This window comes from Paenibacillus sp. FSL K6-2859, assembly GCF_038008265.1.
Lineage (GTDB): Bacteria > Bacillota > Bacilli > Paenibacillales > Paenibacillaceae > Paenibacillus_AQ > Paenibacillus_AQ nitricinens.
In genome coordinates, this window is record NZ_JBBOYU010000001.1 from 3,055,080 (window position 1) to 3,075,753 (window position 20,674).

Here is a 20,674-nt window from a genome sequence, read left to right on the forward strand (position 1 = left end):
CATGACAATCGAATTCGATAACAACCTGCCGATTTATATTCAGATCATGAATTACATCAAAGGAGAAATCGTCACAGGTAAGTTAAAACCAGGAGATAAAATTCTCTCGGTACGAGAGCTTGCCAGTGACCTGCAGATTAATCCGAATACAGTACAAAGAACCTTTCAGGAACTGGAGCGTGAAGAAATCGTGGAGACCCGGCGTGGAATGGGAAGATACGTCACTAGTAATGAAGGTACGATTTTGACCATCAAAAAAGAAATGGCAAAGGATGTACTAGATCGTTTCATTCGCGGCATGCAGGACCTTGGTTTTCAAGGTGAAGATATTTTAGCGGCAGTAGCAGAGAGTATCCGAAACAAGGATGGAGAATAGGGGGGAGCAGGTTGGAAAATATACTTGAGGTTCATGACGTTGTAAAAAAATATAGATCAAAGCACGCCCTCCGCGGAGTATCCTTTAATCTGAATGCGGGTAAGATCACGGGACTGCTGGGCAGTAACGGCAGCGGTAAAAGTACACTTATGAAAATCATCGCCGGGCTGACACAGCCTACTTCCGGTCGTGTATCCATTATTGGAGGGGCTGTAGGCATAGATAGTCAAGCAGTAGTGTCATTTATGCCCGATAAGCCGCTTACAGAATCCTGGATGAATGTTATGGATGCTCTAAAATTCCAAAGTGATTTCTATCCGGATTTTGATCAGACTAAGGCTTCTCGAATGTTGGAGTTTATGAAGCTAAGAGCTCAAGATAAGGTGAAGGATTTGTCCAAAGGGATGAATGAACGTCTACAGCTTACACTTGCTTTATCACGCCGAGCTAGTCTGTATTTACTGGATGAGCCCATCGGTGGTGTTGATCCAGTAGCTAGAACTAAAATTCTTAACGCGTTAGTAGAGTTTTATGAAGAGGACAGCACCATTCTCCTTTCTACTCATTTAGTATCGGATATCGAGCGGATCTTTGATGATGTGATTTTTATAAAAGAGGGAGAAATTGTGATGCATACGGCGGTAGAGGATATCCGGCTGCGCCAAGGTAAAAGCATAGACGAACTGTTCAGAGAGGTGTACGCAGAATGCTAAAGCTAGTGAAGTATGATTTTAGACGGGATAGGGATAAGTTTCTTGCTGTTTTTGTAATCACCATTCTTGTGCAGTTTGTGATAGGATTTACTGTTCATTCTGATCAAGACATGTTCATGATGAACATCACTTCCTATGCCGTAGCAGGTGTAGTGCTTCTCTTTTTTAGTCTGCGCACTTTCGGTCAGAACCTGAGATTATTCAATCGGAGGCTTGTGCCAGTACCAGTCCTGTATACCGTTCTCTCACCGTTAATGCTGTTTTTAGGGTCGTTACTCGCTTTATTTCTAGTCGCTTATATTCATTTAGCAGTAGATATTATGATGTTTTCAACTTCGTTTTTACCGGAAAAATTTTGGCTGATTTCCGCATATACAATGCTAATAGTCTTTTGGGCTTCCGCCTACTCTATGTTGCTCGTGATGTTCTCCATGACTGTTGCAATGAGTGTGAGAGTGAAAGGAAGAGTATGGATTGGGATAGCCGTTTTTTTTGTAATACAGTATATAATTTCTTTATTAGAAACATTGATATTCAATCATGAAAATATCACTTTGGAAAGAACTTTTCGATTTGAAGTGACGGATGAGGCCGCTAAATTAAATAATATTGAGACCTCTCAGTATGTTCTTGGCTTACTTCCTACCCTGTTCGAAGCTGTGATTATTGCGATACTAGTATTTGCTATGGTTAAGCTCGTTAAAAAAAGAGTGGAGTCTTAGGCCACGGTGAAATAACGTTTTTTAGAACGGAGGCAGAGCGATTAGCTTTGTCTTCGTTTTTATGCAAAAAAAAAGACGCCTTTCTATGAGAAGGGCATCTGTTATGTAGAATTCTACAGGCCCTCTACATTTAGAGAGGCTGTCCATATATCGAGTTCTCTATGTAGCAGTTCCTCTTCGTCCTCGTTCAATTTAAGTTTAACGCCATATTGGTATTGGCCGAGTCCAAACATCCAGCCCCAACGGACGCTGCCCACGAGTTGAAGCTTTTCTTCGTTTAATTGAAGATGAATCACTAGCTTTGTATCGCCCGCCGTGAATCGAAGATTCAGGGGGGTGCGCACTTTGCAGCCAGATCGGCTAAGATCGAGCAACACAGCTTCTGTTAACTTACCGGCACCCGGGCCGCTGCTACTCATAGGAACTTCAATCCAGCATTCAAGCGGCTGGTTCATTACATAACGGAATGGTTCTTTCCTGCTGGACACATCCATAATTTACCTCCCTATCGTTTATTTGCTATTATATCGAAAGGGATTGTTGAGAACAATCTACTAAAGTGCTATTTTTAATAAGAATAAATTTATTTAATACTAATGAAGGTGATGAGACTCAATATGTACCAATACCTGAATGAAACGTTCCAAAAACACAATTTTGACCAAGGAAGCCTGCAGGATGGGGAACTAAATAACTGTACATTTGAGCAGTGTTCCTTCAAAGGCAGCTCTATGGAAGAGATGACTTCCATCGGCTGCCGATTTATAGATTGCGATTTTACTGGAGCCATGCTCAATGCATCACATCATAAAGGCTCGGCTTTTACTAACTGTAAGTTCACAGGTGCGAATCTGTTCGTATCGAAATTTGAAGATTGTAAAATGGTAGGTTCTGATTTCTCAAATGCTTATTTAGACGGGATCACACTTATCGGTGGGGACTGGTCCTACACGAACCTAAGACATACCAATCTTAGTAGACAGGATCTGCGTGGAATTCGATTTATAGAAGCGGATCTAATGGGTTGTGATTTGCAAAAAAGTGATCTTCGAGGGGCTGATCTCAGCCGTGTACAATTGTCTCAATGCAAGCTTAAGGGGGCTGACCTTCGGGATGCTATGGTTGAGGGCATTGATTTAAAGAGTTTGGATCTACGGGGAGTTCGTATGGATATAGATCAGGCTGTACTGTTAGCACGCTCTTTTGGGGCTAAGGTAGGTAACTAGGAATAGGGGCATCAGCTGCTAATGTTGTAGCGGTTGATGCCCCTTTAGATTGTTATCAAGAAATACATATGTACATGGTATGAAACTTCTTATGTATATTTGCTTGCTTAACGGTTAACGCAGTCTTTTTCTGGGTTTGGCCCACCATTTAATCCAAAGAAAACCTTCGTCATCACGGAAAAATTTAATGCCTACCCAGCGTAAGGGTGTCCATAGTTCTCTAAAGTAATATGAAGGCATAGTCTATTAGACCCTCCTATATAGTCAATTAATACTATATGTTACGCTAGTTTTAAAGAAACTTCAAGACAATTTTACTTATAATTACATATTATGAATCTACGAGAAGAAAAATGCTCATGTGAGCAGGACCAATAGCCCTATGTGGGTTGCATGCTTCATTTATTTCTTTTCCGTTACTTATTTCACATTCGAATTGTAAAATATTCACACGCGCTCTTTGGGCGCGTTTTTTGACGTTTTTTTTGATTGGAATCTAGCAAAGACGCTCTATTAGTAGGGATATGCACAAGCATTTCATTATGCTCAGCATTTAATAAAAGGAGAGGAAGTGATGAAATGACGGAGACCGAGTTTATTGCGAAAATCGCAAATTTTGCTGTGAAGGACATGCAGATCAGCAAGGTTCCGGCATCGCTAACGATAGCTCAAGCGGCGCTGGAATCGGGCTTTGGCAGCAGCGGATTGACTGTTAAGGCCAACAATTTGTTTGGGATTAAAGGCAGCGGACCAGCCGGTAGTATTACTGTGCAAACTACTGAATATGTTAATGGTAAAGCTGTTAAAGTAGAAGCTCTTTTTCGGGCCTATAACAACTGGGGAGAATCTGTTGCGGATCATTCCGCGTTGATTGTGAATGGGGTTTCGTGGAATCGCAATCTTTACAGCAAGGTGCTTGGTGCTAGTGGGAAGGTAGCCGCACAAGAGATTGCTGCCGCTGGTTATGCTACCGACCCAAACTATGCAGCAAAGCTAATCCAAATCATGAATACCTACAATCTGTATAAATATGATGATGAAGCCAAGGAAGGTGATGACGAAATGTCGGCAGAGGATAAACAAAGGCTGGTTAGTCTGGAAACGGAAATAAAGGAATTGCGTGCTCTTATTGTGAGCCTTACGGATAGCAAGGATACGCTAAAAACAGGTATGCAGGAACAAGGTCAGTCGATTACTAAGCTTTCGGATCGTGTGACTTTAATCGAAGGCCGAGCAGTGATGAATGTACCCCCTTGGGCTGAAGCGGCAGTAAAAGCAGCGAGTGCTGCAGGGCTGCTGGATACACCGTCAGGTGGCAGTTATGACTTCTATCGCATAATAACCGTGCTGAACCGTGCAGGCTTACTTGCTCCTGGTAGTGGAAAATGAAATAAGGAGGATTAAACACCATGTATAATGATGCTCTCAACAGTGTGCTTGCCTTTGCTTCCGTGCTGGCTGTTTTTGTAATGGCACTTGTACAACTTGTGAAGAATAGCGTGCAACTTCCGCGGAATATTGTACCGGTAGTTGGATTAGCTATTGGCTTGCTGGTTGGAGCAGTGGCCTATCCGTTCACTGATATGAATCTGATCCTGCGGCTATGGGCTGGAGGGCTAGCAGGACTTTCGGCGACGGGTTTATTTGAGCTTGCTTTTAACAAAAGGGATGGAACCAAAGCAGATGATAAATAGACTCGGCCTATCTGTTTTATAAAACAATCGTTTTATACAGGTATTGTGACTATGCAATCTATCGAGAACCCTAATATATTATCTTATGTCAATCATAAAGGGGGTGCAACGATGGGAACTTATCTTGATGGAAGAACGTCGCAAAATGCCAGTCTCGCCAACTCTATAGCTATTCCTATAACTGTTCTTAATACACCACAGCTTTTTGGGCAGATTGGGCTGATAACTGCTGGGGTGACTACAAATCCGCGTGTGCTGCTTAAAGGAACGATCTCTGTAACTCTTCCTTTAGCTTTAGTTGGAATCACAATTACTATTGTAAGGGGAACTTTACCAACCGATCCGCTTATATATTCTGCTACTTCAACTTTTGGTCTAAGTATATTGGCTCCGCAAGTCATAACCTTTTCAGCAGACGATTTCTTACCTGCAATTACACCTCAACTCACTTATACAGCATTTGTTTCATCTAATCTTCTCGGCACAGTTCGTGTGGGTCCGGAAAGCTTTGACGGTATATTAGTTTCTGATTAGACATCTTTACACTAACCTCGCGCAGTTTGCGGGGTTTTATTTTTAACCGTTCGCCCAATCTTCTTGGAGGATTAATACATATCCTGTGGTGTATTCTAAAATACGGAGGAGGTCTTCTCATGGGTGCAGAATTTGGTGGGGTTGGTGGCGCTTTTACTAATACAGGCGCAATCTTAGTGTTGTTCATCTTGTTAGTAATTATTACGAGCGCATGTATATTCTAGAGATATGAAATAGTCTGCTTCTAGCATTAGTGCTGGAAGTGGGCTTTTTTTTATCGTGTTATGTTGATTGTGCTATTAGTCATTGTCGTAACAGCTGGAAGCTTTTATTTCCATCATGTCGCTATTGCACGTGCCTCAATCAAGTCTGGAAGTGGAACAATCTAAAGATACTGAAGGTACTACATAGCAGCTCCTGAGCACACCGATAAGACGGTAATTATTGCGCATGGTTATGCTGGAAATGCGACTCAAATGAGCGGATATGCCAGAATGTAATACGTAAGACTAGAATATAAGATATTGCTGCCTGATGCTAGAGGACATGGTGATAGCAGTGGTAATTATATTCGGGTTGGGTTGGCTGGAGTGCAAGGGTTATTTGAAGGGGGTTCAGCGCGTCTTGGAAGCGAATGGCCAGAACACATAAGTGATTCTTCATGGTGTGTCCATGGGGGAGCTACGGTCATGGGAAGCTTTCCGCATGGATCCGGTTCAATATGAGAGCGTAGTTCCAGAGCTTATTGGGAAATTCGTGAAGTGAGTGTCTATTTAAGGGCTGCCGGCCGAAAGGGCAGTCCTTTTGTGTTTGACATACCCGTTAGCAAACTTATAGTGTGAGTTTGCTTTTTATTCACAAATAAATGCAATATATAAATTGCATTATGTAATAAATATATTATAATTGGGGATATGGGAGGGATAATAATGAAAAAAAGTAAAATTAATGATGAACGAATTGTATCGCAAAGAAGAATGACTCAAAGTGATGCTTATCAAATATTAGTATATTGTTTGATGATTTCAGTACTGATTCAACAATTCATAATGAATGCTCCGTTTGCGCAATTTGCAGTCGAGTTTTTCTGTTTGATTGGTAGTGGAATATATATAACGATACGAAACTTGTCAGTGGGTGTTTATATTTGGGATCCCCCAAATCAAACCAACAAAAAGCTGCTCACTAACAGTATTATTTCCGGCGGGATTTGTGTTTCGCTTCTTATAATTTTGGCGGGAGAAAGAAAAGTGTGGAATATGACTTTAATCTTTGTTGCTGTCACGATTATTCATTTTCTTACACATCTTGTATTACGGAATATAAACAAAAAAAGACAGAGGCAAATTGATGATGAAATAAGTAGTGATGAAGATATGGAATGCTGATGACATAAAAGGTCTTAGAGCACGATGTTCTTTCTTAGTCTGTTTTTAAAAGTTCGTTCTATTTTAAACTATTGCTTGGATAGTAGATGATCAACATATAACTACTGGCTAGCTCACTCGGTTGGTGTAAAGTATAGGAGGCTTGAATTTAAAATGCTCAAATACATTCATCTACTAGGTCGAATTACGATAGGATTATCTGTTTTGATAATTCCTCTTAGATTAGGAGGTATTCCCACAGCTCTAATTGTGTTTTCTGTTGGAATACTGATCCATTTATTAGGATTATTCATTACGAGACATCTACAAAAATAAGCCATTGATCTCCAACTTAAGATAGGCAAGAGTAGAAACAACCAGAAATAGTTTCGCGATTATATAAATTCTTTAAACATAAATTCGGGGCCCTATCTCTAGGGCCCCTTTCATGGGAGAGGAGAAACCGGACGAAGAGCTTATGGGGAAACGTAAGCCTGCTCCGCGGTTGTCTACGACATTTGTGGTGTCGATAATTACATGATGTCCCTGGAAGCCCAGTCTTATACATAAGGAAGGCTTATTTATCGGAATAGTCTTGATATTTCCATTTTTCATATCTAGACAAATTTTTTATTTCATCGCGCAAATGTGTTACGATAGGCGTGGACTTATGCCCTTTTGGGTATAACAAACAGAGACATAGAGCGGGTGATTGACGGTGAGAGTGGTATCGGGAAGTGCAAAAGGAAGACCACTAAAAAGTGTACCGGGAAGCGGAACAAGACCTACAACCGATAAGGTGAAGGAAGCTTTATTCAGTATGATCGGTCCATATTTTGAAGGTGGAGCGGTGCTGGACTTGTTCGCAGGTACGGGTGGTTTGGGTATCGAAGCTTTAAGCAGAGGGATGGAAAGCGCCGTATTTGTAGATATGGATCCTAAGAGTATTGACACAATTCGTGCCAATTTGAAAGCGACTAATCTTGAAGCAAGTGCGCAAGTGTACCGAAATGAAGCAGGAAGAGCGCTCAGTGCATTGGAGAAGCGGGAACGTGTTTTTGATTTAGTCTTTCTAGATCCTCCGTACCGATTGAAGCACGGAGATGAGCTGATGCTGTCTATGGTAGAAAAAGGAATGCTGGAAGAGGACGCAATCATTGTTCTGGAGCATGAATCAAGTTATGCCTATCCTGAGGATATCCCGGGATTTTATAGGTTGCGTCAGGCCGTATACGGTGAAACGACAATTTCTATTTATCAGTATGAAGCTAATCCTTCAGTGGAAAGTGAGACTGGTGAGGAGGTAGAGAATGAGTCAGCAAATTAGAAAAGAACGTGTCGCCATCTATCCAGGCACCTTTGATCCAGTGACTATGGGACATATGGATATTATTCGGCGCGCATCCAAGCAATTCGACCGTTTGATCGTAACGGTGCTTAATAATTTGAGTAAGAACCCGCTATTTACAGTAGAAGAGCGGACAGAGCTTTTAAGACAGGCAACAGCTGATATTCCCAATGTGGAAATCGACAGCTTTCGGGATCTGCTAGTCAATTATGTTCGTCAAAAAGATGCTCAAGTCATAGTACGTGGTATTCGTACCGTAACTGACTTTGAATATGAACTTCAAAATGCATCCATCAACCATAGTCTGGATCCGGATGCGGAAACGATCTTTATGATGACTAATCCGAAATATTCCTATTTAAGCTCCAGCGTTGTAAAAGAAATTGCCCATTTTGGTGGGAATGTGTCCGACTTCGTGACACCTGAGGTGGAACAGGCGATGAAGCTTAAATTTAATCGAGTCGATGACGAAAAGCACTAACAAGATATATCACTGCGGATAATGCCAATAAGATGATAAGTAGAAGAGATTGCAAACTAAGCAACTGTGGAAAAGAGCTCCATATGGCAGTTACATTAATGGTTCTGTTTGGTATGGATTGTGAATCCGCGAGCGCAGGCAAAGCAGCTTCACTTATTACCAAAAGTGGTTTCCATAATAGCAGTGTTAATAAAAAAGCATAAACGCCATGCATCAGGCGAACGACAGCATAGGGCAGGAATCGGACATTTGCTTGTTTAAGCAACGTCAGCACCTGTAGCTGTGCGCAGAGCCCGCTCCAGCCTAGTGCAGCAGAGAGTAAGGCCAAGGCTAGTACTCCTGAAGAGCCGGCTCCGATGCTCGAAAGTCCTTTGCTTATAGCGTCTGCTCCTAAATGAATCTCGAGCAAGCTTGCTGGCAGAGCGGCTGGCAAAGCAGGAAGTGCCGTAGTAATGATATTGATGACCACGGCGAACATAATCATGTAACCGCCCACAACCATCAAATTTTGCACCGCTGTAGCTACTGACTCCCCAAGAAGTCTACCGAAGCTTCGGCCATCTCTTGATCGGGCTTCGGTGGCTGCAAGTTGGACACGACTATATAAAGAAGGTCGTTTAGTATTCATGCTTTCCTTTACAGTAGGCTGCGGATTGTCTAGCCGGCCATTTAACAGAGCGTCTGTATAACTGGCCAGAAGTCCTGAAACCCAATGGATAGCAAGCAGAAAGTAACCTGCTGTAGGACTATGTAGGAAAGCTACACCAATCACAATGAGCAAGGTTACTGGACTGGCGAAATGCGTAAGTGAGGCGAGACGAGCAGCTTCCTTGTCCGAAATGCTGCCCTGCTTATGAAGCTGCATGACACCTCCGGCCCCGCCTGGGAATCCGGTGGTGATTCCAAGCGCCAAAGTCCAACCGCTCGCGCCAGGCAGTCGAAAGACCTTTTTCATCAAGGGTTCCAGGAGCACTCCGAAACCATGCACAAAGCCCGAAGCGGTTAGCATCTCAGACAGCATCAGGAAGGGTAGAAGTGCAGGGAATACAAGTGTCCACCAGAGCTTTAACCCTTGGAGAGAAGCCTCGAAAGAGCTTTCTGGTGAGATGATGATGGCAATGGCTAACAGGATTGCGATTACCCCGGATAAAAAAGGTGTGGAGCGACTAGCTAGCCGGCGTATTTTAATATTGTTCATTTCTAGAATCACCTCTTCATAACTTAAGGCATAGCGGATGTGTTATCAATTTATGCAGAGTAGACAACCATCATGCCAAACCACTAGTCGAAGCGGTAATGAAGTTCAAACATTCATATCCTAAATGTGCCGTGGGAAAGAAGGGAAGAGTAGTGAAGCAGTTGAAGCATCGGCCGGGATTCCGTGCCACAGCTTATCTCTTTACGTTAGTAGTTATCGTGTATGTATTTGTTTTTATGAACACCCCGTACATTGTATATCAACCGGGTAGTGCATCTGAAGTTGCCCCTATGATTAAAGTGGAGAATGCTGATCCAGCTGAAGAAGGAACCTTCATGATGACTACAGTATCTGCTAGTTACGCTAATGTGGCGTTGCTGGTCGCCTCTGTATTTAACTCCAATTCAGAGGTTGTCCGGAAAGAAACACGATTAGGAGATAAGTCTGAAGATGAGTATGCTGCGGAGCAGGTTTTTTATATGAACAGCTCGCAATCCTACTCCGTTCAGGCGGCCTATCATGCTGCAGGGATTCCGTATGAGGATGTAGTGGATTATTTGTATGTTTTTTCGGTGCCAGTAGCAAGTAATAAAGGGCAATTCCAGCCGGGTGACAGAATCATTAGTGTTGAAGGACAGAAGGTACCGGATCCAGAAGCTCTAGCCACGTTGCTTTCAACTAAAAAAATCGGTGATCAGGTCGCCGTTGTTTTACAAAGAAACGGTAAGGAAGTAAAGGAGCAAGTGACACTAGTCGAGATTAAAGATAAAGAAGGTACTGCAGTTCGACCTGGTTTTGGTGTCACTATAGCCGCAGTTCAAAAGGTAAAACCTAAAGAGCAAGGCAAAGCGGTCAGCTTTGTGGATACGAATGTTGGCGGTCCTTCTGCAGGTCTGATGTTCACTATGGAGATTTACAACCGGCTTACGCCTGGTGATTTAACCAAAGGTCATAGGGTTGCAGGAACGGGCACGATCGACGCTGAGGGTGTGGTAGGTGCTATCGGTGGAGTGAAGCATAAGATTGTTGCTGCAGATCGAGAAGGGGCGGAGATTTTTTTCGTTCCTGTTAAGAATTACGACGAAGCCAAAACGAAAGCTGATAAAATCGGCACATCGATGAAGTTGGTACCCGTATCGACACTGGATGAAGCACTGAAGTATATGGAGGAACTACCGGTCAAACCATGACCGGAGGTTCCAAATAATCGCGATACATATCGGTTCTGTGAGGTTCTCGAAAAGCTCCTGCGAAAGCAGATGCGGCTTGGAGGTCTCGCTCAAGTTGTGGATGGGAGCACAGTGACGGCCGCATGACGATGGGTAAGGTTGCTTTTTGTTTCATCTCTTTAAGTAGAGCTCGTCCACTTTCTCTAAAACCAAGGATTCGAATATATCCGGGCCCCTCTGCCAGTACAGAAGGGGTCGTTTCTTCCTTTGTATGATTTAACAAAATGTGTAGCAGAAGACGTTGCAGTCGTGTATGCGTATAACGCTTGCTCTTAAGGGCTTGAAGCAAACCTGAGATAGAGAATTGCTCAAGATCGGGCATAAGACGAAGGATTCTATTCTCCAAGCCTTCATTCATGTCTTGGATGGTTCGTAGCTCGGCAGCGGTACGTGTAGAGAGCAGGTGACGGAGGGGACCTCGGAAATGCTCCAATTCCAGAGGACCTCTACCTGCTGCATGCTCTCTTTCTAATATGGACACGCTATATTCCGGCATGTATGCTGCTGGAGAGCCGCCTTCTTGCAGCAGCTTGCGAATAGCAGTGGCGCTTGCGATCGATGAGCCAACTTGCAAAGGATCATGGAATCCGGCTGCCGTTCGCGGAACGGTTAGCGGCTCGATCTTGCTATTTAGCCGCTGCAAGGCGATGAGATAATGCAAGCCAAGGCTGTTATTCGGCTGGCGCAGCAGCTTGCCGGCATCGCCAGGACTCTCCTCTTCATGGAGAGTCCCTTCAAAGGCCACCGCCGCCGCTGCGCTGTACGCGGCGGGGAAGCTCGCTCCGAGCGCCATACGGCGGCGGATCTCGCTCTGAAGTTCGCTGCTTTCCTCTGCCAAATACTTGGCCAGAGGAAGCAGCGAACCCAAAGTGCCGGCTTCGGAGCCGAAGCACAAGCTGTCCACGACCCCGGTCGCTTCCAGCAGTGCAACTGCTCCGAAGGCGAACCATTCTGCCGGCTGTACAGCATAGGAGACCGGCAGCTCAATGACGAGGTCGGCGCCCATTCGTAGCGCCATCTCTGTCCGGGCTTGCTTGCTTACCGCCGCCGGCTCGCCGCGCTGAGTAAAGGGGCCACTCATGACGACGATGGCGCGATCAGCGCCTGATAGTCTTTTGGCTTCGGTGAAGTGGTGTACATGACCGTTATGTAATGGGTTGTATTCTGCTACTATTCCAACCGTTGTCACTGCTGCTTCCCTCCATAAGTAACCATTATTTAAAATATAAGAAGGTATAAATTATGCACCTATCCTTTATCTCTTATATTTCATGATTAAACGCTTTTCGTCCTTATAGAACGCCAAAGGTGTTTATGCTTGTAGAGATTAGTAAGAATAAATTTTAGGAACTCTGTTCGCATAAGCTGTCATTTTGATTTACACTAATAGTTATATCATAATTCTCTCCAATTTCTGAAACAATATAAAGGGAAAATGGTTGACAAAGGTATATAATACTAGGTATAATAAATTTTGTTTGTTTGGGAGTGATAAGTTATGCAGATTCACTTTCGCAAATTAGCGAATGCCGACGAACCGTTACATATTCACGATGTTGTGGATGTCAGCGAGGTAGTCAAAGGGCGCAAGGATATTCTAGCTGTTGCTCCGCTCTCAGTGGACCTTAAAGCGCTGCCCGCGGGAACCGATTGTGTGAACGTGGTGGGAAAACTGAGTGGAGATGTGGACATGTTATGTTCACGTTGTCTCACGGAGGTCAAAAGTGATTTGAACATTCCTTTTGCTGAGACTTTCAAGTGGCTTAAGCAGCCAGTTCTTCCAGATGATGACGAAGATGAGGAACTCATTTACGTCAAGGATGAGGTTGTGGATCTTATTCCTTATGTGGAAGAAAATTTCGTACTGCACTTACCGGATTCGGTATTGTGCAAGGCAGACTGTCTTGGTCTTTGTCAGAAATGCGGACAGAACTTGAACGAAGGCACCTGCAGTTGCGACAACACAGTGATCGATCCTCGACTCGCTGGGTTGAAAGACTTTTTCAAATGAAACATTACAACAAAACACATTCTGCTTCTAGAGGAGCAGGCTGACAGAAATATCACAAGGAGGTGGAATACATGGCAGTACCACAACGTAGAACGTCTAAGACACGCCGTGACAAACGTCGCACCCACTTTAAGTTGGTTGTGCCGGGCATGGTGAAATGCGAACAATGCGGAGAGTTGAAATTGGCTCACCACGTATGTAAAGTTTGCGGAACTTACAAAGCAAGAGAAATCATCAAACAATAGTTTTGGAATAAGTAGTACTTCACTATCGGTGAGGTACTATTTTTTTTGAAATATAAGAATATATAAGTTTCAAGCTATACATTATCCTTATATTTTCGTACAAACGCTTACCGTCTATTAGGGATGCCGAAGGCGTTTGTGCTTATTCAAACATAAGCCGCCCAGAAGTCAATGCTTTATTTTTGGTGCGGCATGCTTTATACTACATATTAGTACCTGGTTCTAAATAATGATTGTGATTATTTGACCTAATATAACAGCGGCCATTCAAGCGGCCGAATGCTTTCTTTAAAATATAAGAAAGTATAAGTTATGCACCTATACTTGATGTCTTATATTTCTCGCTTAAACGCTTATCGTCCATAAGGATGCCGAAGGCGTTTATGCTTGGCACGTGCCAGGAGGTGAGCCGCAATCGAGCGGATGTCCAAGAAAGAACGTCAGCAACAGCTGCTACATATAATTGCAGGTAATCCTTTTGTAACGGATCGGGAATTGACTCGTCAGCTAAAAGTTAGCATTCAGACGATTCGGTTAGACCGAATGGAACTGGGGATACCGGAACTGCGTGAACGAATGAAGCAAATGGCAGAGCACTCCTATGATCAGGTGCGCTCTTTGCCTGCGGATGAAGTCATCGGAGACATTGTGGATTTACAACTGGACAAGAGTGGGATTTCGATATTTGAGATTCGCGAAGACCATGTATTCTCTAGAAATGGGATCGCTCGTGGTCACTATGTGTTTGCTCAAGCGAACTCGCTTGCGGTTGCCGTAATCAACGATGAGATTGCTCTGACCGCTTCAGCCGATATACGTTTTGTACGCACAGTTCAGCTAGGTGAGAAGTGCATTGCCAAAGCACAGGTGCGGTCACTTGCCGGTAGGGGTGGCAAAGCAGAGGTGGACGTATTCACCTATGTCGGAGAAGAACTAGTGTTTCAGGGTCATTTTATAGTGTATCGGTCTGCAAATGATGAACACAGTGAAGGGGGTAACCATAGTGCTGATCGCCATTGATGCCATGGGCGGGGACAACGCTCCTGAATGTAATGTCGAGGGGGCGTTGTCCGCGGCCGCGGAATGGAAAGATACGCAGATTGTGCTCGTTGGTGACGAAGCCAGATTAGAGCCACTACTCAAAGACAAGCCGTCTAATCTGACAATACGTCATGCAGGAGACGTTATTGGTTCTGATGAAGAGCCAGTTAAGGCCGTTCGTCGTAAAAAAGACTCATCCATGGTTGTAGCTGGACGAATGGTGCGTGAAGGTGAAGCGGATGCTATGATTTCGTCGGGTAACACGGGTGCGCTAATGACCACAGGACTCCTCGTAGTTGGCCGGATGCAGGGGATTGAACGTCCTGCACTTGCACCTATGATTCCGACGCTTGACGATGTTGGCGTATTGGCTCTTGATCTTGGGGCTAATATGGATGCGAAGCCTGAGCATCTGGTACAATATGCGCTGATGGGCAGCATTTACCGGAGCAAGGTTCATGGTATTGCTAAGCCGCGTGTGGGACTTCTGAATGTAGGGACGGAGCCTGGAAAGGGTAACGAACTGACGAAAGAAGCTTATCCGCTGCTTGAGAACTTGCCAGGCATTCATTTTATCGGTAATGTTGAGGCACGTGACGTACTGACAGGGAATTGCGATGTGCTTGTGTGCGATGGATTTGCCGGTAATATTTTGCTAAAGTCTCTTGAGGGTACGGCGGGTGCTTTGTTCTCTTTGCTCAAGGAGCAATTTAGTCGTTCTCTGAAGACTAAGCTTGGCGCGGCAATGCTGATGCCGGAGCTTAGAGCTCTGAAGGGTAAAATGGATTACAAAGAGCACGGTGGTGCACCGCTGCTCGGTCTTAGCGGATTGGTAGTTAAGGGGCACGGATCTTCTGACGGAAATGCAGTTAAGAATGCGGTAAGACAAGCGCGGATTGCTCTACAAGCCGATCTTGTGCCAAGTATATCCAAGGAAATTAGCGGGAAGTGAGTGACGACATGAGACAGTTGCGACCGGTTGGGATTATAGGAACTGGGAAATATGTACCTGAGAAAATATTGACAAATAGCGATCTGGAAAAAATAGTGGAGACTAACGATGAGTGGATCGTCAGTCGGACAGGCATCCGTGAAAGACATATTGCTGCACCTCACGAGGCAACTTCTGATCTAGCGTATGAAGCAGCACTCAAGGCACTTGATTCCGCTGGTATGAAAGCCGAAGATTTGGATCTTATTATTATTGCAACAGTAACACCTGATAGTGCTTTCCCTTCTACAGCCTGCATTTTGCAGGATAAACTGGGTGCTAAAGGCGCTGCGGCTTTTGACTTGTCAGCAGCCTGCTCTGGTTTTGTATACAGCTTAGCTACTGCGGTTGGCTTTATTCAGAACGGAATGTACAACAATGCACTTATTATAGGTGCGGATACTTTATCCCGCATCACAGATTATACGGATCGCAATACTTGTGTCTTGTTTGGTGATGGAGCAGGTGCAGTTATCATTGGTGAGGTTCCAGAAGGTCGTGGTTTCCAATCCTTTGATCTGGGTGCTGAAGGCTCTGGAGGGAACTTGCTTAAGCTAGAAGCCGGCGGTTCGCGCTTACCTGCCTCTCAGCAAACCGTTGAAGATAAGAAGCATTTCATTTATATGAATGGCCGTGAAGTATTCAAATTTGCAGTTCGTGTAATGGGCTCTGCTACAGAACGTGTGCTTACTAAAGCTGGGCTGGGTAAGGAAGATATTGATTTGTTCGTACCTCACCAAGCGAATATTCGTATCATTCAATCCGCTATGCAGCGTCTTGATTTGCCACCAGAAAAATGTGTGATCAATGTTGATAAATATGCCAATACTTCGGCTGCCTCCATTCCACTTGCTCTTGTTGAAGCGGCGGAAGAAGGACGTATGAAAGAAGGCGACACCGTCCTGATGGTTGGATTCGGCGGCGGCTTGACTTGGGGCGCATCTGTATTGATCTGGTAATAAGCTAAGACCGTTATACGGGAAGGAGTTCATACTTATGAGTAAAATTGCATTCGTCTTTCCCGGTCAGGGAGCGCAAGCAGTTGGAATGGGCAAGGATGTTTATGATGCTCTTCCAAACAGCCGTGCAGTGTTCGAGAAAGGGGATGAAGTTCTCGGATTTCCACTGAGCAAGCTGATTTTTGAAGGACCGGACAGTGACTTGAAGCAAACAGTAAACACGCAACCAGCGCTTCTTACAGCAAGCGTAGCCTATCTTGAAGCTCTGCGTGAGCAGGGTATGAAGCCGGATTATGTTGCTGGTCATAGCCTTGGTGAATACAGTGCACTAGTAGCTGCCGGTGTGTTGTCATATGAAGATGCTGTAACACTTGTGCGCTTGAGAGGTCGCTTCATGGAAGAAGCTGTTCCAGGAGGACAAGGTGCAATGGCGGCAGTGCTTGGTGCTGAACGTGAAGCGCTGGCAGTATTATGCCAAACTATCTCTGAAGAGAGTGGTGTTGTAGAACTGGCTAACGTTAACTGTCCAGGTCAGATCGTTGTTTCTGGATCTCAGGAAGGTGTTAATGGTGTTGTGCAGCGTGTTAAAGAAGCTGGTGGCAAGCGGGCAATTCCGCTAGAAGTAAGTGGACCTTTTCACTCTTCAATGATGAGAGCTGCTGCAGATCGTTTGGCAGAAGAGTTGAAGAAAGTAACCTTCAACACTCCAAATGTACCTGTCATTGTTAATGTCACAGCATCACCGGTAACAGATCCCGAAGAAATTCGCGAACTGCTTGTTCGTCAGGTGTATTCTCCTGTGCTTTGGCAGGACAGTATTGAATGGTTGATTGCGGATGGTGTGGATACTTTTGTTGAGATCGGTTCGGGCAGTGTTCTGGCCGGTTTAATCCGCAAAATAGACAAAACAGTCAAAGTAATCAACATTAATACACTTGAAAGTGTTCAAACTGTTTTGTAAGGGATGGTTTAACATTTTGACAACAGTATCATGATTGAAAGGGGATTAAACTATGTTCTCAGCATTGCGGGGCCAGACAGCCCTTGTAACTGGCGGCTCACGTGGCATTGGTCGTAGTATCGCGCTTGCACTTGCAGAACACGGCGTAAAGGTGGCTGTGAACTATGCAGGGAGTGAAGCAGCGGCACACGAGACAGTGGCTCGTATTGCCGAGCTTGGCTCGGAGGGGATTGCGCTCCGGGGAGATGTCGGCAATAGTGAACAGGCCGAGAGCCTTGTGAAAGAGGTTCTTAATACCTGGGGACGTATTGACATTGTTGTCAATAATGCCGGCATTACCAGGGATAATCTGATTATGCGCATGAAAGAGGAAGAGTTCGATCAAGTGATCGAGACGAATCTGAAAGGTGTGTTTAATTGCCTTAAGTCAGCTACACGTCCGATGATGAAACAACGTTATGGTCGTATCATTAATATTTCCTCGGTTGTGGGCGTGACAGGTAACCCTGGTCAGGCTAATTACTCTGCAGCTAAGGCTGGTGTCATCGGCCTGACGAAAGCAGCCGCTCGTGAGCTCTCCTCGCGGGGCATCACTGTCAACTGTATCGCTCCTGGTTTTATCGATACAGATATGACACGTAAGCTTTCTGAAGAAGTTCGCAGTGAGCTAGAGAAGGGCATTCCACTAGCTCGCCTTGGGCGTCCGGAAGAGATAGCTATGGCAGTTGTTTTCCTGGCTTCTGAAGGCGCCGCTTATATGACCGGCCAGACACTACACGTGGATGGCGGGATGTATATGTAACTCTCCTTTGAAAATATAAGAAAGTATAAGTTTCACACTATACTTATCCTTATATTTCTCGCTAAAACACTTACCGTCCTTATAAGGAGGCCGAAGGCGTTTTATGCTTGGGAGAAATTACACTGTTTTAAAGATGAAATGTGAGGGATCAGGAAAGCGTTTTTTGCGGTCTATGGTATTTTGACCTCATATCTCGTATAATACCAAAAGAGGAGGTGAACCGGATGTCCGATGTATTAGAGCGTGTAAAACGCATTGTCATCGACCGCTTAGGTGCCGATGAAGCTGAGGTAACATTAGAAGCGTCTTTCAAAGATGATTTAGGTGCTGATTCTCTTGATGTAGTAGAATTGGTTATGGAATTGGAAGATGAATTCGACATGGAAATCTCTGATGAAGATGCAGAGACGATTACGACCGTGGGTGAAGTTGTGAAGTACATACAATCTCATACCTAGAGTCATATGATTGAGAGTCCCGTTCCAACTTGGGCGGGGCTTCTCCTCATTTATACAGCATTAAAGATGTATTAAAGGTTGCCATGTGCAGCTTTATAGGGATTATAACAGAACCGCGTAAGCTTTAATGATGCGGTGATCGCTGTTCATATAGTAATAATTTGCAGTATATTTGCAGTATATAAGTACTGAATATAATGTATACAACCTATAGATGGGGTGATTGTGTTTGAGTCATAGAGTGGTTGTAACCGGGATGGGCGTAATTACGTCACTAGGGAAAGACTTGGAGACGTTCTGGGATAATCTGATGAGCGGTAAATCAGGTGTATCGATGGTTGAAGCGTTTGATGTCAGTGAATACACTACGCAAATTGCTTCATCAGTTAAAGACTTTGATCCTGAGGCGCTTTTTGGCCGCAAGGAAGCCCGCAAAATGGACCGTTTTGTACAATTTGCAGTGGCTGCCGGTGAAGATGCATTGCGCGACAGTGGACTTAAGATCGGTGAAGATATCGATGCTGAACGAATCGGTGTATCTGTTGGTTCGGGTATAGGTGGTCTTGGTACTTGGGAAGACAATCATAATCTGTTGCTTGAAAAAGGGCCAAAACGGGTTAGCCCGTTCTTTATCCCGATGATGATCGCTAACATGGGTTCTGGGCAGCTGTCCATTAACCTCGGTGCAAAGGGACCGAATACGACTACAGTGACAGCCTGTGCTACAGGAAGTCATTCCATTGGGGAATCATTCCGTCTGATTCAACGTGGAGACGCGGATGCTATGATCTGCGGTGGTTCGGAAGCGACCATTCGTCCAACAGGAATGGCAGGATTTTGTGCAATGAGAGCGATGTCCACTCGTAATGATGAGCCGGAGAAAGCTAGTCGGCCATTTGATGTAGATCGTGATGGTTTCGTTATGGGAGAGGGCGCTGGAATCTTGATTCTGGAATCCCTTGAACATGCTGAGAAGCGTGGAGCGAAGATTTATGCTGAGGTTATCGGCTATGGTCTAAGCGCTGATGCTCACCATATGACTGAACCGGATCCAGATGGAGCAGCTCGCTGCATGAAGATGGCAATCCGCGATGCTGGTATCTCTCCTGAAGATATTGATTACATTAACGCACATGGTACTTCAACGCCTGTAGGAGATCGATCAGAAACGGCTGCTGTTAAGAAAGCATTGGGCGAACATGCCTATAAAGTAGCTATTAGCTCAACGAAATCCATGACAGGTCATCTTCTAGGTGCTGCCGGTGGTGTAGAAGCTATTATCTGCGGACTCTCTTTGCAAAAGGGTATGATTGCACCAACGATTAATTTGGACAACCAGGACCCAGAATGTGATTTGGATTATGTACCAAATGTTCCACGTAAAGCGGATCTTGATATTGTAATGTCGAATTCGTTTGGATTCGGGGGACATAACGCAACAGTTATTCTAAAAAAATATAATCAGTAAGGGGACAGCGCGGTGAAAGGAGAACTGAAGCAGTTACAACAGCAACTTCAAATCCAATTTCACGATTCTGTGCTTCTGAAGCAGGCCTTTACCCATGCATCATATGTGAATGAACACCGTTTCAATCAGCATCAGGATAATGAGCGTCTCGAATTTCTAGGGGATGCTGTACTGGAGCTGACGGTTTCTGAATATTTGTACAATCTGTTGCCAGATCGACCTGAAGGGGAACTGACCAAGCTACGTGCCGCTATCGTATGCGAGCCTTCGCTGGTTAAGTTCGCTGAGAGTTTAGGTTTTGGCCGTTATGTACTGCTGGGAAAAGGGGAAGAACTTACGGGCGGACGTACTCGCCCGGCCCTGCTGGCTGATGTGTTCGAATCCTTCGTGGGAGCGCTTTATCTTGACCAAGGACTGGAAACTGTACGGTCTTTTCTTGATAATCACGTATTTCCACTTGTGGAGACGGATGGGAAACTGCAAATGCAGATGACCGATTATAAGACGGAACTGCAAGAGCTAATTCAGCAGCACAATATGGGTACGTTGGAATATCGGATCATTGAAGAACGGGGACCCGCGCATGAGCGTGAATTCGTCTCTGAAGTGTTAATGACTAACCGTTCACTTGGTAAAGGGAGCGGCCGCTCGAAGAAGGAAGCAGAGCAGCAGGCTGCAGCAGCTGCACTGTTGCATCTGAAAGAAGATGGTGCCTGAATTTTGCATCATGTGGACAAGCGGAGGAGAGCAGCAAAGGTCTGAATACCGGCGTTTAGGCGGAGCTCAGACCGTTGCTGCTCTTTTTCGAAAGAATAGCCAAGCTTCATTTTGAAGCTATTTTAGGCGAATA

At 44.7% G+C, this 20,674-nt stretch carries 25 protein-coding genes; 22 read left to right on the plus strand and 3 right to left on the minus strand.

The annotated features are described in order from the left end of the window. Window position 1 precedes the first annotated feature (1 nt). Genes MHB64_RS13465 through MHB64_RS13475 form a run of 3 tightly spaced genes read left to right on the plus strand, consistent with a single transcriptional unit; the run spans window position 2 to window position 1,811 of the window. Window positions 2-376: a GntR family transcriptional regulator gene (locus MHB64_RS13465; RefSeq protein WP_094874337.1), complete on the plus strand. Its 375-nt coding sequence runs from the start codon at window positions 2-4 to the stop codon at window positions 374-376. 11 nt (window positions 377-387) lie between these two features. Then, window positions 388-1,089 carry an ABC transporter ATP-binding protein gene (locus tag MHB64_RS13470; protein ID WP_341134609.1) on the plus strand — a complete coding sequence of 234 codons (702 nt, stop codon included), beginning with the start codon at window positions 388-390 and terminating at the stop codon, window positions 1,087-1,089. Continuing rightward, a complete protein-coding gene (locus MHB64_RS13475; RefSeq protein WP_341134610.1) occupies window positions 1,083-1,811 on the plus strand; it encodes a hypothetical protein in 729 nt (242 codons plus the stop codon). Before MHB64_RS13470 ends, MHB64_RS13475 begins: the two co-directional genes overlap by 7 nt. 113 nt (window positions 1,812-1,924) lie before the next feature. Here MHB64_RS13475 and MHB64_RS13480 read toward each other — a convergent pair whose 3' ends face one another. Continuing rightward, the gene (locus tag MHB64_RS13480) at window positions 1,925-2,305 is read right to left on the minus strand and encodes a PilZ domain-containing protein (RefSeq protein WP_094874340.1); all 381 of its coding nucleotides are present in this window, start codon (window positions 2,303-2,305) and stop codon (window positions 1,925-1,927) included. Between the two features lie 123 nt (window positions 2,306-2,428). Here MHB64_RS13480 and MHB64_RS13485 point away from each other — a divergent pair, with 123 nt between their 5' ends. The 8 genes from MHB64_RS13485 to coaD all read left to right on the plus strand — a co-directional run bounded on the left by MHB64_RS13485 (window position 2,429) and on the right by coaD (window position 8,461). Next, complete coding sequence (locus MHB64_RS13485; protein ID WP_094874341.1) at window positions 2,429-3,037, plus strand: pentapeptide repeat-containing protein; 609 nt, start codon at window positions 2,429-2,431, stop codon at window positions 3,035-3,037. A gap of 579 nt (window positions 3,038-3,616) precedes the next feature. Continuing rightward, a complete protein-coding gene (locus tag MHB64_RS13490; protein ID WP_094874342.1) occupies window positions 3,617-4,426 on the plus strand; it encodes a glycoside hydrolase family 73 protein in 810 nt (269 codons plus the stop codon). Window positions 4,427-4,446: 20 nt separating this feature from the next. Further along, on the plus strand, window positions 4,447-4,731 hold the full coding sequence (locus tag MHB64_RS13495) for a holin (RefSeq protein WP_094874343.1): 285 nt from the start codon (window positions 4,447-4,449) through the stop codon (window positions 4,729-4,731). Between the two features lie 111 nt (window positions 4,732-4,842). Then, window positions 4,843-5,265, plus strand: a complete 423-nt coding sequence (locus MHB64_RS13500; RefSeq protein WP_094874344.1) for a hypothetical protein — start codon at window positions 4,843-4,845, stop codon at window positions 5,263-5,265. 119 nt (window positions 5,266-5,384) lie between these two features. Continuing rightward, the gene (locus tag MHB64_RS13505; RefSeq protein WP_094874345.1) at window positions 5,385-5,489 is read left to right on the plus strand and encodes a sporulation protein YjcZ; all 105 of its coding nucleotides are present in this window, start codon (window positions 5,385-5,387) and stop codon (window positions 5,487-5,489) included. A gap of 705 nt (window positions 5,490-6,194) precedes the next feature. After that, window positions 6,195-6,653 (plus strand): DUF6773 family protein, encoded by a 459-nt coding sequence (locus tag MHB64_RS13510; RefSeq protein WP_094878495.1) that lies wholly within the window; start codon window positions 6,195-6,197, stop codon window positions 6,651-6,653. 697 nt (window positions 6,654-7,350) lie between these two features. Next, window positions 7,351-7,959, plus strand: a complete 609-nt coding sequence (gene rsmD / locus MHB64_RS13515; RefSeq protein ID WP_341134611.1) for a 16S rRNA (guanine(966)-N(2))-methyltransferase RsmD — start codon at window positions 7,351-7,353, stop codon at window positions 7,957-7,959. Further along, complete coding sequence (gene coaD / locus MHB64_RS13520; protein WP_094874348.1) at window positions 7,943-8,461, plus strand: pantetheine-phosphate adenylyltransferase; 519 nt, start codon at window positions 7,943-7,945, stop codon at window positions 8,459-8,461. The genes rsmD and coaD overlap by 17 nt, the downstream gene beginning before the upstream one ends. Here coaD and MHB64_RS13525 read toward each other — a convergent pair. Next, a complete protein-coding gene (locus MHB64_RS13525) occupies window positions 8,433-9,659 on the minus strand; it encodes a nucleoside recognition domain-containing protein (protein WP_341134612.1) in 1,227 nt (408 codons plus the stop codon). The genes coaD and MHB64_RS13525 overlap by 29 nt on opposite strands. Before the next feature lie 152 nt (window positions 9,660-9,811). On the opposite strand from MHB64_RS13525, the gene MHB64_RS13530 reads away from it, so the two are divergent. Beyond that, window positions 9,812-10,849, plus strand: a complete 1,038-nt coding sequence (locus MHB64_RS13530; RefSeq protein ID WP_341134613.1) for a SepM family pheromone-processing serine protease — start codon at window positions 9,812-9,814, stop codon at window positions 10,847-10,849. On the opposite strand, the gene MHB64_RS13535 is transcribed toward MHB64_RS13530, so the two are convergent. Further along, the gene (locus MHB64_RS13535) at window positions 10,839-12,077 is read right to left on the minus strand and encodes a nucleotidyltransferase (protein WP_341134614.1); all 1,239 of its coding nucleotides are present in this window, start codon (window positions 12,075-12,077) and stop codon (window positions 10,839-10,841) included. The two genes, MHB64_RS13530 and MHB64_RS13535, sit on opposite strands and share 11 nt — an antisense overlap. A gap of 309 nt (window positions 12,078-12,386) precedes the next feature. Here MHB64_RS13535 and MHB64_RS13540 point away from each other — a divergent pair, with 309 nt between their 5' ends. The 10 genes from MHB64_RS13540 to rnc all read left to right on the plus strand — a co-directional run bounded on the left by MHB64_RS13540 (window position 12,387) and on the right by rnc (window position 20,541). Further along, complete coding sequence (locus tag MHB64_RS13540) at window positions 12,387-12,899, plus strand: YceD family protein (protein ID WP_042187699.1); 513 nt, start codon at window positions 12,387-12,389, stop codon at window positions 12,897-12,899. Between the two features lie 71 nt (window positions 12,900-12,970). After that, the gene (gene rpmF, locus MHB64_RS13545) at window positions 12,971-13,144 is read left to right on the plus strand and encodes a 50S ribosomal protein L32 (protein ID WP_019911234.1); all 174 of its coding nucleotides are present in this window, start codon (window positions 12,971-12,973) and stop codon (window positions 13,142-13,144) included. Between the two features lie 423 nt (window positions 13,145-13,567). Beyond that, window positions 13,568-14,164, plus strand: coding sequence for a transcription factor FapR (gene fapR, locus MHB64_RS13550; protein WP_042127208.1), 597 nt, complete (start codon window positions 13,568-13,570; stop codon window positions 14,162-14,164). Further along, the gene (plsX, locus tag MHB64_RS13555; protein WP_042187701.1) at window positions 14,148-15,137 is read left to right on the plus strand and encodes a phosphate acyltransferase PlsX; all 990 of its coding nucleotides are present in this window, start codon (window positions 14,148-14,150) and stop codon (window positions 15,135-15,137) included. Before fapR ends, plsX begins: the two co-directional genes overlap by 17 nt. A gap of 8 nt (window positions 15,138-15,145) precedes the next feature. Beyond that, complete coding sequence (locus MHB64_RS13560) at window positions 15,146-16,135, plus strand: beta-ketoacyl-ACP synthase III (RefSeq protein WP_139328492.1); 990 nt, start codon at window positions 15,146-15,148, stop codon at window positions 16,133-16,135. A gap of 37 nt (window positions 16,136-16,172) precedes the next feature. Beyond that, window positions 16,173-17,096 (plus strand): ACP S-malonyltransferase, encoded by a 924-nt coding sequence (gene fabD, locus MHB64_RS13565; protein ID WP_094878489.1) that lies wholly within the window; start codon window positions 16,173-16,175, stop codon window positions 17,094-17,096. A gap of 52 nt (window positions 17,097-17,148) precedes the next feature. Then, a complete protein-coding gene (gene fabG / locus MHB64_RS13570; protein ID WP_341134615.1) occupies window positions 17,149-17,898 on the plus strand; it encodes a 3-oxoacyl-[acyl-carrier-protein] reductase in 750 nt (249 codons plus the stop codon). Window positions 17,899-18,122: 224 nt separating this feature from the next. Further along, window positions 18,123-18,356: an acyl carrier protein gene (locus MHB64_RS13575; RefSeq protein WP_036686493.1), complete on the plus strand. Its 234-nt coding sequence runs from the start codon at window positions 18,123-18,125 to the stop codon at window positions 18,354-18,356. A 229-nt stretch (window positions 18,357-18,585) separates the two neighbouring features. After that, entirely contained in the window at window positions 18,586-19,824 is a 1,239-nt protein-coding gene (gene fabF / locus MHB64_RS13580; protein WP_076282776.1) for a beta-ketoacyl-ACP synthase II, read from the plus strand. Window positions 19,825-19,836: 12 nt separating this feature from the next. After that, window positions 19,837-20,541, plus strand: a complete 705-nt coding sequence (gene rnc, locus MHB64_RS13585) for a ribonuclease III (RefSeq protein WP_042127220.1) — start codon at window positions 19,837-19,839, stop codon at window positions 20,539-20,541. Window positions 20,542-20,674: the final 133 nt, after the last annotated feature.

Coding starts and splice junctions, on each gene's coding strand:
- MHB64_RS13465 (WP_094874337.1), top strand. CDS start 2: ATGACAATCGAATTCGATAACAACCTGCCGATTTATATTCAGATCATG.
- MHB64_RS13475 (WP_341134610.1), top strand. CDS start 1,083: ATGCTAAAGCTAGTGAAGTATGATTTTAGACGGGATAGGGATAAGTTT.
- MHB64_RS13480 (WP_094874340.1), bottom strand. CDS start 2,305: ATGGATGTGTCCAGCAGGAAAGAACCATTCCGTTATGTAATGAACCAG.
- MHB64_RS13485 (WP_094874341.1), top strand. CDS start 2,429: ATGTACCAATACCTGAATGAAACGTTCCAAAAACACAATTTTGACCAA.
- MHB64_RS13490 (WP_094874342.1), top strand. CDS start 3,617: ATGACGGAGACCGAGTTTATTGCGAAAATCGCAAATTTTGCTGTGAAG.
- MHB64_RS13495 (WP_094874343.1), top strand. CDS start 4,447: ATGTATAATGATGCTCTCAACAGTGTGCTTGCCTTTGCTTCCGTGCTG.
- MHB64_RS13500 (WP_094874344.1), top strand. CDS start 4,843: ATGGGAACTTATCTTGATGGAAGAACGTCGCAAAATGCCAGTCTCGCC.
- MHB64_RS13505 (WP_094874345.1), top strand. CDS start 5,385: ATGGGTGCAGAATTTGGTGGGGTTGGTGGCGCTTTTACTAATACAGGC.
- MHB64_RS13510 (WP_094878495.1), top strand. CDS start 6,195: ATGAAAAAAAGTAAAATTAATGATGAACGAATTGTATCGCAAAGAAGA.
- coaD (WP_094874348.1), top strand. CDS start 7,943: ATGAGTCAGCAAATTAGAAAAGAACGTGTCGCCATCTATCCAGGCACC.
- MHB64_RS13525 (WP_341134612.1), bottom strand. CDS start 9,659: ATGAACAATATTAAAATACGCCGGCTAGCTAGTCGCTCCACACCTTTT.
- MHB64_RS13540 (WP_042187699.1), top strand. CDS start 12,387: ATGCAGATTCACTTTCGCAAATTAGCGAATGCCGACGAACCGTTACAT.
- rpmF (WP_019911234.1), top strand. CDS start 12,971: ATGGCAGTACCACAACGTAGAACGTCTAAGACACGCCGTGACAAACGT.
- fapR (WP_042127208.1), top strand. CDS start 13,568: ATGTCCAAGAAAGAACGTCAGCAACAGCTGCTACATATAATTGCAGGT.
- MHB64_RS13560 (WP_139328492.1), top strand. CDS start 15,146: ATGAGACAGTTGCGACCGGTTGGGATTATAGGAACTGGGAAATATGTA.
- fabD (WP_094878489.1), top strand. CDS start 16,173: ATGAGTAAAATTGCATTCGTCTTTCCCGGTCAGGGAGCGCAAGCAGTT.
- fabG (WP_341134615.1), top strand. CDS start 17,149: ATGTTCTCAGCATTGCGGGGCCAGACAGCCCTTGTAACTGGCGGCTCA.
- MHB64_RS13575 (WP_036686493.1), top strand. CDS start 18,123: ATGTCCGATGTATTAGAGCGTGTAAAACGCATTGTCATCGACCGCTTA.